The sequence below is a fragment of the Microcoleus sp. Pol1C5 genome, assembly GCF_036701115.1.
GTDB lineage: Bacteria > Cyanobacteriota > Cyanobacteriia > Cyanobacteriales > Microcoleaceae > Microcoleus.
Genome location: NZ_JAUBQE010000055.1, coordinates 49,707 through 57,429, shown reverse-complemented (window position 1 = coordinate 57,429; position 7,723 = coordinate 49,707). Strand labels below are relative to the sequence as shown.

The window sequence follows — 7,723 nt, the reverse complement described above, 5'->3', positions numbered from 1 at the left end:
AGGCAGAGATTTTTGAGAAGAGTTATAATTCGCAAAGCCTTTGCCAGATAAGCTTTGCGAGTTTTGGGAGATGTCTATTGGCAAGAATTTTGTCATCAGGCGCGTCGGACTTCTGAAACATTGTTGGGCGATCGCACTTCTTTCATCGCACTCTGCGAACAACAGGCCCAAATTGCCGAACAGAAACTAGGAAAAAGACTTGCTCAACTGCACCTGCGTCTTAACCGCTTAGCTCAAAGCCAACAAACTTCGCATTCATTATTAGCGCAAGAAGTCAACATAGAAACTGCTTTAAGTCAAGCTATTTTAGAAGGAATTCGCCATCCCCGAATCAAGCTGGATTCTGTAGGATTCATCATTGTTTCTGGGCGAGTTCCCGTTCAATTTCTGAAAGAGGGGGATGAGTGATGGCTGATTCATTCCAAGATTTCAGAGACATTCTACAAACACGTAATCTACCTGCTGATACAAGTCAGTTTTCAGAAGCTTGTCAAAGGCGTTTGCTTGATGCCTTGGCTGCTGTGGGAACTCCTGACGCGCCAGAAAAAGGAGATATTGCTGCTTTAGTGCGTCACCTACTGCGGCGGGAAGATGAGCTACAGGGCGGAATGCCCCAACCTCTAGAAGTACCTCGGACTTCTCCTTTCCCGAATCGCGAAATTTGGCGGCAAAGCGGTATCAATATTTTGCGTGAAGGCTCGGATTACTATTTAATTAGCGCTCGTCCTTGGCAACCAAATTGGCTGGATTTTTCCGAACAATATCATCCAGACAAACCTGTATTTAAAGAGGAAATTCGCCGTAACTACGAGCCTGTAGCGGGAGATCCGTTTCTGGAATTGGTGGATTTGAAGAAATATCGGAGTGTAGGGCAACGCGAAGCAATTCGTGCTGTTTTGACTGCTCCTGAGAGTTCGACACTTGTGATTAATCTGCCTACGGGTTCGGGAAAAAGTCTCTGCGCTCAATTGCCAGCGCTTTTGCGATCGCAAATTGGTGGTGTCAGTGCGATCGTTGTGCCGACTACAGCACTAGCGATCGACCAAGAACGAGCTTTAAAACCTTTTGTTAACCATGCGACTGCCTATTATAGCGATGAGTCTGAGGCAGGACAACAGAGACGCAAGGAAATTCGCGATCGCATTCACAACGGCACCCAGCGCATCGTTTTCACCTCACCCGAAAGCTTGATGAGTTCCCTTGCACCCTCTCTTTATGAAGCCGCAATGTCAAAAAAGTTGAGGTATTTCGTAATAGATGAAACTCATATCGTCGAGCAGTGGGGCGATGAATTTCGCCCAGAATTCCAAGAACTTCCCGGCTTGCGAAGAGACTTGTTGCGTTTAACTTCTTTTACAACTTTATTGCTGACTGCAACCCTAACAGAATCCTGTTTGGATACCCTGGAAACTTTATTCGGCAAACCCGGCCCGTTTCAAGTGATATCTGCCGTGCAGTTGCGACCAGAACCCTCTTACTGGTTTGCTTGGTGCCAAAGTGAAGAAGTCAGAAAAGAGCGACTAATTGAAGCTGTTTATCATCTCCCTCGCCCTCTGATTGTTTACGCCACAAAACGCCAAGATGTGAGGCGATGGAAACAGGATTTGTTGCGTGCTGGATTCAAGCGGTGTGCCATTATGACCGGAGATTCTAGCCCAGCAGAACGCTCTCAACTGATTGAAGACTTGCGCGAGAGACGAGTTGATATAGTCGTTGCTACTTCGGCTTTCGGATTGGGCGTGGATCAGTCAGATGTTCGAGCCGTAATTCATGCCTGCATCCCAGAAACTATCGATCGTTTCTATCAAGAAGTCGGTCGAGGAGGTCGAGATGGCAAGGCAGCAATCTCGCTCACATTGCATACCACGGAAGACCTAAGAATTGCCAAGTATCTTAATGAAAATTCTGCAATTACTATCGAACGGGGTTTGCAGCGGTGGGAAAGTATGTTTTTAAATAAAACAATTATTCCCGATGGGCGGTTTCGCGTTCCCGTCAATATTCCTCCATCTTTCCAACTAGCAGATATTGACATGAACAGCCAACAAAATCAGGCTTGGAACATCCGCACTTTAACGCTGATGAGTCGGGCAGGTTTAATCGAAATTGATGCCGACCGACCGCCATTAATCAAAAATTTTGAATCGAAAGACGCTTATCAAAAAGCTTGGGAACTGCACCGAGAATCCCGATTTATTCGTATTTTAGATGAATCGCATCTGAAAGCCCAAACCTGGGAAAATAAAGTAGAACCAATTCGCCAGCAACGCCAAAACTGGAGCTATAGAAACTTGGAATTGATGCGCGAGGCTTTACGACCAGAACGCTGTATTTCAGAAATATTAGCTGAAGCTTACACAATACGCGATCGTGCAATACCAGAACCGAGAAAAATGGTTAGGATTTCTCCTGCTTGTGGTGGATGTCCTGTTTGCAGAAAAAACGGGAAATCACTATTTTCCGGAATTATGCCCACACCCTCACCTGTATGGCCAAATCCTAATTTTTGGGTAGGTGAAGAACTAAAAAGATTGCTAGCAGGAGATAAATTAATGCTGATTTTCTACGACTCTCTGGAAGAGAAAAGCTGGAAACTCCAAAGCCCTAAAGTTTTTAAGTGGTTAATCCAGCAGGGAATTAATAATTGGGTAGTTTATGATGAATTTCATAGTAGAGCGATCGCAGACCTAAATCAAATTGCCGGTGCTTTTCTATTCTTGTTTGAAAAATACCAACCCATTCTGATGCCGCGCATTCCTACCCTCATCTTTCATCCGCCCGGAAAGGCTATCCCTGACAACTATCTGTCACAAAACAGAAATTATGAGGCGCCGCTGATTATCGTGCTTCCATTAGATACACGAGATCCCAGTCGCAATGACCGCAAGCTGATCGATATTTTTTCAGGTAAATACTTTATGTTTAACCACTTTTGCACGGAGGTTAATTTATGAGCGTATTAAAAACTGCTTTGGCTACTCCTAGCCGAATGCGAGGCATATTTAGATATTTGCTTCAAGCCCCCAAGCAGCGTGAAAACAGGGAAAAACTCACTCGCCTGCTTTCTCCAGAGAAATTATCAGAAGGGAGAAACAAAAGTGCCGAACATCCGATGTTTGATGCTGCACTGCGAGAAAGTATCAAGTGCGACTTATTAATCGAAGAAAACGAGGAGATTGCTATTAATGGTCATCTTCCCGCAGCATCCAGACATCCTCAAACTGGCGATAAGTTGTTACCGGATACGCTGGTACAGCTATTTTTCGCTTCTGATAACGAAGATGAAGAAGATTTAGGTCGCTTAATAGCATGGTATTTAGCCCAAGATATTTATGATGCTCCCGGTACGTGGGAAGAAGTAGAACAGCTTGTCGCAGAACAGAGAGTTGCTGAGTCTTTAGATTTGAAAATATCCAGCAATACTCTGTTCGGTCAAGTCGCGGACTGGATGTGTTATTTAGGGTTTGCTTGGGGCCATGCTTTAGGAGGGAACAAAATAATAGTTGCTGAGCCAACTGCTTATCTCAGACGAAATTTAAAAGAGTTATTTCAAGGAGAAGTACAAGCTAAACTTTCGATCGGAGAGTTTGTCGATCGTTTAGCTAAAAAATGCCCGGTGTTTGAAAGCGGCCAATTTCGAGAACAGGTTGACGAAAAAATCGGTTTTCGCTTACCCAATCATTTATCCACTAGCACGGCTTTTGCTTTATTCCGCCTTGAGGATGATGGTTATATCCAGCTTATAAAAGAGTCGGATGCCGATTTATTCATCCTTCCAAGTGGCGACAAAGAAGCAGGATTTTCTCATATTATTTGGACGCGAGTATAACTATGACTTTTACAAAATTTGTTTGCTGGGATGTGGAGCGCGTTCGCCGCGTGATGGGTGTGGAAGCTACCCAAACAGCAGATAGTATATTTTTGGCAACTCACCATCCGATCGCCATGTACCGCCAGGAACTTATTGAAGTACCGTGGCGAGTTCGCTACAGTGAGGAACAATTTCTGAAAGATTTTCTGGCAGAACAAGATTTCGCTTTCGTACCAGTTTTAGGAAGTTCTGGCACAGGAAAATCTCACCTGATTCGCTGGCTGGCCGCCAATATTGAATCGACACATAGGCGTCGAGTTTTGCTGATTCCCAAAATTGGAACGAATCTCAAAGATATTATCAGTTTAATATTAAAAGGGATGGCAGGAGCAACCTTCGATGAATACCGGCAGCGTTTAAATCGAGCCACTAGCACCTTGACTGAAGCGCAAGCGCGGGAACAACTTCTGAATCAGCTTGCTGCTGCGGTTGGTCCAAATGGTCGGGGCGATCGCACTAAACTTTCTGAAGTGGAAGGTTACCTCGTTGATACTGTTGACTCTCTACTATACGATCCATTTTTCCGAGAACACTGGCTAAAAGATGGAGGTATTATTCATAAATTAGTTGTCCATATTCTCGGACATCGAGATACGGTAGAAATTGTTGAAGAACGGCGACAATTTTCGCTGGAGGACTTGCCTTTAAATGTTTTAAACTTGCCAAAAGCTGGGGAGCAAGCACGGGAATTTTATAGCGTGTTAATCGGCGATGAGGATATCCAAAAGGCAACTGTAGATTGGTTAAATCGGCATTTAGATGAAGCGATCGCTCAAGTTTTGAGCCTCGGGCGGGAAGACTTGCAAAGATTAATGCGAGAAGTTCGCGAAACTTTAGCCGAAGAGAAAGTAGAATTAGTTTTACTGATTGAAGATTTTGCCAAATTTCAAGGAATTGACCGCGAAGTTTTAGAAGCAGTTTTAGCGAGGCCGCAACAACCCGGAGGCAAATCTTTGTGCGCGATCCGAACGGCGCTAGCTTGTACTACGGGCTATTTTGACGGTATGAGGTTAGATACTGTAAAACAACGGATTACTTTTAGCGTTAATCTCGATGTCGGTACAGTTGGAAAACAACAATCTTTAGTGAATTATGCAGATATCAAACAATTTGTGGCTCGATATCTCAACGCGGTGCGTTTGGAGGATAAAATAATTCAAGATTGGGCTCAGTCTCGCAATTATGAAGATTCAGATAAAGAAGCTCTAAGTAGTGCTTGCAATGAATGCGAACACAAACTAGCTTGTCATGCAGGTTTTGGAGAAGCGGACGGTTTTGGTTTGTATCCCTTCACGCCTGAAGCCTTAGGGCAGATGCTTGCCAGGGTAAACCCCGAAACTTTTAAACCTCGATTTTTGATTAGAGATGTTCTCAAGTGGACGCTAGAAAATTCTATTTCTGATATTAAGCATGGAGACTTTCCTGCTAATTCTCTGCGAGAACACTTTGGTAAGATGCGGCTGAGTGCAATGGTTCAGGCCGATATTAAAGCCAAAGACCAACAAAATTACGATCGCCGCCAAACTCTCCTCGATTTGTGGACGGATAGTAACGAGCTTTGCGACTTACCTCCAGAAGTTCACACGGCATTTGATATTGCTGCACTTGGCGTGAAGGTGCAGCAGACCAAAGCTCGACCCTCTGTTTCGCAGGCTAAAGACTCTAGAACTTCGGTTAGTAATTATCGAGTTGAGCCACAATCTCAAATTGAAAAAATTCCCGATAAGTTGGCGAATCAACTGCAAATTCTCGATCGCTGGAATAACCGAGAAATTCTCCCGCAGGATATCGGTGGAGAACTGCGACCGTTGATTTACTCAGCTATTGTTGAGCGGATTGAATGGGATACAGAAATGCTACTTCAGGGGAGTTTTGCTGCTAGCGATAGTAAATACTTTAAGCGCCGAAACTTAATTTTTTACAGCCCAAAAGTTACGAGGGAGACGATTTCTGGAGTTAAACTATCTTTTCCTCTTAATCCTGACGATCCTGATGAGTTTCGAGAAAGCGCGATCGCCTTCCAAGGCATTTTACAATACAACCATTACAAGCATTGGAAGTTCCCCGATGGATCTCGCTACTTTCGCACCTACGCCAAACAACTGGAAAAATGGAGTCAATATGTCCTAGAGCAGATTCGCCTGTATCCCCGCGAGTCTGGGGAACCCTGCAACCCTGTCCCTGCGGCAGTTGAGCTACTGGCGATCGCAGCAACAATGGCAGGACATCCTACAAATTCGATTGAAGATTTGATTAATAGTTTGTTTCTCGATTTAGAAGCAAAAGATTTAGAAAATCGTTCAGTTAACTGGAAAAAGCTATTTAATAGCTTACAAAACCACCGCGAGGCTTTACTAGAAATTGTTAAAAGTCGCACGGCCTGCACAAAAGGAAGTTCTAAACAATTTCAGATTATTGATGTTGTACAAATCCTCGACCCATTGAAACAGGTTAGCAAATCTTGGCAACCTCAATGTGAAATTCCGCCAGATGTTCGAGAGAAGTTTCCCGAAATCGATAAAGCGCGTCAAGCTGCGGATGAACTGCTAGAAAAAGCGATTCAGGAAGAGTGCGATCGCCAACTTGCTGTTTACAATTCTCTAGTAGCTGAATTAGGGGAAGACATCAAGAGAAAAGATGTTACCGATTTAGTAAAGCGGGCGATCGATCGGTCGAAACAAGCTGGTGTATTTCGAGGCAGAAAGAATGTCGATGACCTAACATCTGTATTGGAACAGTTTAAACGAGTTGGGCTTTCTAGCTATTTAGAAACAATGAAGCGCGTGCAAACTGAGAAAGATAATCCCGATAGTAAACCGGGGAAGCTGCTTAAGTATCTCAGCGAAAATCATCAAAAAGCAATGACAGACGCTTCCGAATTTGTCGGCAGCACTAACAATTTTCTTGATGCTTCTATAACCGAGGCGAATAACCAAATTGAAGTTTTAGAAGTGTCAGGTGGTGCAACAGTAGAGTCTTGCCATAGGGCTATTGAAGATGGATTGGCTAAACTGCAAGAGCTCATTACTGAAATTAAAGGAGATATAATATGATTTTACAAAAATCCACTCAACTGATTAAGTTATCTGAAAAAAAAATTAATCTTCAAAAATATGCAGAAAATTTGCAAGGTTTTCAATCTAGACAACAACAGATTGAGCAAGCTGTCGCTGAAACTATACCTCTTGTTCAATCTTTGAGAGCTTTTCGCCAAAAAGGAATTACCAATTTTCATTTAACTCAAAAGGCTGAGATTTTGCTGACATTTATTGCTAATGTTGAGGCAGAATTTAAAAAAGATCCTGAATGGATGATACCACCACATGAAAATTTTAACAAAAAGAATTTCACTTCTAGGATAGAGCAATTACAAAATTCTCTGAGAGAGCAATTGAATCAATCTTGGTGGCTCTACCGAAGTCAAAAAATGCCCAGCACTAATAATGATAATGAAATCCTCCTGAATTCATTGGATAAAGTTTCGGCATTTAAGCCAACTGTCCAACGGATTAGAAGTTTATATTTGCAAATTCAGGAATCAAACTCAATTCCCGAAAGCTGTGAGGATTTTGAAAGAGTCGATCGGCTAATTGAGGAATTAAAGCAGTGCTGGGATGGCTTAAATTCTGATGAAGTTCCTGAAGCAGTGCTTCGTTTTCTGAGAGTGGCTGCTAATGAGGGTGCTACCCTGGGACTTTTAACGCCAGAGGTAAAAGATTGGTTGGCTAAACATGGTCTTATTGATTCTTTACGAATTCGCTTGACCTAATAAATGGTTTGCGATTGTCCAAGAAATCACTGGCGTACCCTCCTGCTTTTTCTAGCGTACAGACAAAGTGCGATCGTCTTTGC

General features: G+C 43.2%; 5 protein-coding genes. All 5 read left to right on the top strand.

Annotated elements, in window-relative coordinates; genetic code table 11:
* Window positions 1-63: 63 nt before the first annotated feature.
* The 5 genes from QUA23_RS25320 to QUA23_RS25300 are packed head-to-tail and all read left to right on the top strand — an operon-like array spanning window position 64 to window position 7,640.
* Complete coding sequence (locus QUA23_RS25320) at window positions 64-408, top strand: hypothetical protein (RefSeq protein ID WP_333110567.1); 345 nt, start codon at window positions 64-66, stop codon at window positions 406-408.
* Window positions 408-2,954 carry a protein DpdF gene (gene dpdF, locus QUA23_RS25315; protein WP_333078596.1) on the top strand — a complete coding sequence of 849 codons (2,547 nt, stop codon included), beginning with the start codon at window positions 408-410 and terminating at the stop codon, window positions 2,952-2,954. Before QUA23_RS25320 ends, dpdF begins: the two co-directional genes overlap by 1 nt.
* Window positions 2,951-3,829, top strand: a complete 879-nt coding sequence (gene dpdG, locus QUA23_RS25310) for a protein DpdG (RefSeq protein ID WP_333078597.1) — start codon at window positions 2,951-2,953, stop codon at window positions 3,827-3,829. Before dpdF ends, dpdG begins: the two co-directional genes overlap by 4 nt.
* A 2-nt stretch (window positions 3,830-3,831) precedes the next feature.
* The gene (dpdH, locus tag QUA23_RS25305; RefSeq protein ID WP_333078598.1) at window positions 3,832-6,924 is read left to right on the top strand and encodes a protein DpdH; all 3,093 of its coding nucleotides are present in this window, start codon (window positions 3,832-3,834) and stop codon (window positions 6,922-6,924) included.
* The gene (locus QUA23_RS25300; RefSeq protein ID WP_333078599.1) at window positions 6,921-7,640 is read left to right on the top strand and encodes a hypothetical protein; all 720 of its coding nucleotides are present in this window, start codon (window positions 6,921-6,923) and stop codon (window positions 7,638-7,640) included. Before dpdH ends, QUA23_RS25300 begins: the two co-directional genes overlap by 4 nt.
* Window positions 7,641-7,723: the final 83 nt, after the last annotated feature.